We start from the raw sequence: 2,907 nt of genomic DNA on the forward strand, positions 1-2,907 counted from the left end.
GCCGCGGCGTCGGCCGTGTCGGCGAGGGTGTCCACGTCCGGGTACGGGCGGCCCGCGCACACCGCGTCGGCCCAGGAGGGCGCGGCGCAGCACGCGAGGAGCGCGGGAGTCACCTCCCCGGCCGGTGCCGCGTTGAACTCGTCCAACGTCATGGGATCAAACCTTTCGGATCGCGGAAGAAGAATTCCGTTGAACGAGAGCATGCACCTGTGACAGCCTTCACGTCAACAGTTTGTTGAAGATGTTCCGGGCCGCGTGCTTCCGTTCGGAGCATCCCGTCCGTCGCGCACCAGTGAGGTCCGATGTCCAACACCAGTCCCGGCTACGCCGTCACCGTCCGGGTGGAGACCCCGTCCCACGCCGACGCCACCAGCGACCTGGTGGCCGCCGTGCGCCACGCCGGGGGCGCACTCACCGCACTCGACGTGGCCGAGTCGCACGCCGACCGGCTCGTCGTGGACGTCACCTGCGACGCGGCCGACGCCGACCACGCCGAGTCGATCACCGAGGCGCTGGGCGCGGTCGCGAACGTGACCGTGCGCAAGGTCAGCGACCGCACGTTCCTGCTGCACCTCGGCGGCAAACTCGAGGTCAATCCCCGGGTCCCGCTGCGCAACCGGGACGACCTCTCCCGCGCCTACACCCCCGGGGTGGCCCGGGTCTGCCGGGCCATCGCGGACCGTCCCGAGGACGCGCGGCGGCTGACCGTCAAGCGCAACACCGTCGCCGTGGTCACCGACGGGTCGGCGGTGCTCGGCCTCGGCGACATCGGCCCGGCCGCCGCGCTGCCGGTGATGGAGGGCAAGGCGGCCCTGTTCAAGCAGTTCGCCGGGGTGGACGCCTGGCCCGTGTGCCTGGACACCCGCGACCCGGACGACATCGTCCACATCGTCCGGTCGATGGCGACGGTGTACGGCGGGATCAACCTGGAGGACATCGCGGCGCCCCGCTGCTTCGAGATCGAACGGCGGCTGCGCGACGAGCTCGACATCCCGGTCTTCCACGACGACCAGCACGGCACCGCCGTGGTGGTGCTGGCGGCGCTGACCAACGCCCTGCGGGTGGTCGGCAAGAAGCGGGAGGGGCTGCGGGTGGTCGTCAGCGGCGTCGGCGCCGCCGGGCACGCGATCATCCGGCTGCTGCACGCCCAGGGCGTCACCGACATCGTCGCCTGCGACCGGCACGGGGTCGTCCACCCGGAGCGCGACGGGCTCGACCCGGACCGGCGGTGGATCGCCGACAACACCAACCCCCGCGGGGTCACCGGCACGCTCGCCGGGGCACTGGCCGGTTCCGACGTCTTCGTCGGTGTGTCCGCGCCGAACCTGCTCGACGGCGCCGACCTCGCCGCGATGGCGGACGACGCGATCGTGTTCGCCCTGGCCAACCCGGACCCGGAGGTGGACCCGTTCGCCGCCCGTGGGCACGCGGCGGTGGTGGCCACCGGCCGGTCGGACTTCCCGAACCAGATCAACAACGTGCTCGCCTTCCCCGGTCTGTTCCGGGGCATGCTGGACGCCGGGGCGCACCGGATCACCGACGCGGTGATGCTCGCCGGGGCGGAGGCGATCGCGGACTCGGTCGAGCCGTCCGAGCTCAATGCCAGCTACATCGTGCCGTCGGTGTTCGACGACTCGGTCGCCCCGGCCGTCGCCGCCGCGGTCCGCGCCGCCGCCGACCGGGACACCACCGATCGGGACACCGCCGACCGGGACGGGGCGCGGTCGTGAGCGCCGGCGTGGAGGGTCTGGCCGAGGAACTCGACCGGCGCCTGGCCACCGCCGATCGGGAACTGGCCCGGCGCTTCCCTGGCGACCGGGGCGTGCGGCAGCCGGTGCACACGGTCTACGTCCCCGCCGACCGGTACACGGCCACCACCGTGCCGGACTGGGGCGCGCGGGCGTCGGCCGCGCTGGACGAACACGCGGACACCCCGGAGTCCCTGGCCGGGGCGACGGGCGTGCCCACGGAGACCGCCCGTGCGGTCCACGACCGGATCCGGGACAAGCTGGCACGGGAACCGGTCGAGGACCTGCGCGTCGATTTCGAGGACGGCTACGGCACCCGCCCGGACGCGGAGGAGGACGCGGCGGTGACCGCCGCCGCCGAGGCACTGGCCGACACCGTGCGGTCCGGGACGGCCCCGCCGTGGCACGGCATCCGGTTCAAGAGCTTCGAGGCGCCCACCCGCCGCCGCGGTCTGACGACCCTGTGGTCGTTCGTCGAGACCCTGCACGCCGCCGGCGGGCTCACCGACGGGTTCGTGGTGACCCTGCCGAAGGTGACCTCGGTGGAGCAGGTCGAGGCGATGGTGCTGGTGTGCGGGAGGCTGGAGGCCGCCCTCGGGCTGGCCGAGGGTTCCCTGCGGTTCGAGATCCAGGTGGAGACTCCGCAGTCGATCCTCGGACCGGACGGCACGGTGCTCGTCGCCCGCATGGTGCACGCCGCGCGGGGCCGGTGCACGGGCCTGCACTACGGCACCTACGACTACTCCGCCTCGTGCGGCATCGCGGCCGAGCATCAGAGCATGGAACACCCGGCGGCCGACCACGCCAAGGCGGTGATGCAGGTGGCCGCCGCGGGCACCGGCGTGTTCCTCTCCGACGGCTCCACCAACGTGCTGCCCGTCGGCGCCTCCGACCGGGTCCACGCGGCGTGGCGGCTGCACACCCGGCTGGTGCGCCGGTCGCTGGAGCGTGGTTTCTACCAGGGCTGGGACCTGCACCCGGCCCAGCTGCCGACCCGCTACCTGGCCACCTACGCCTTCTACCGGGAGGGACTGGCGCAGGCCACCGACCGGCTGCGCGGCTACCTCGGCGGTGGTGACTCGGGCTGGCTGGACGAACCCGCCACGGCCGCCGCCCTGGCCGGGTTCGTGCTGCGGGCGCTCGACTGCGGCGCGGCCAC

The 2,907-nt window shown here is 73.5% G+C and carries 2 protein-coding genes; both read left to right on the top strand.

Going from position 1 to position 2,907, the window contains the following annotated elements; translation table 11 throughout:
- Nucleotides 1-302 precede the first annotated feature (302 nt).
- A complete protein-coding gene (locus ACTIR_RS27170; RefSeq protein WP_026454188.1) occupies nt 303-1,730 on the top strand; it encodes an NAD-dependent malic enzyme in 1,428 nt (475 codons plus the stop codon).
- The coding region (locus tag ACTIR_RS27175) for a DUF6986 family protein (RefSeq protein ID WP_065388562.1) at nt 1,727-2,907 on the top strand (1,181 nt) is incomplete at its 3' end. The genes ACTIR_RS27170 and ACTIR_RS27175, both read left to right, overlap by 4 nt.

This window comes from Saccharomonospora iraqiensis subsp. iraqiensis (assembly GCF_000430445.1).
In the GTDB taxonomy this organism is placed as follows: Bacteria; Actinomycetota; Actinomycetes; order Mycobacteriales; family Pseudonocardiaceae; genus Saccharomonospora; species Saccharomonospora iraqiensis.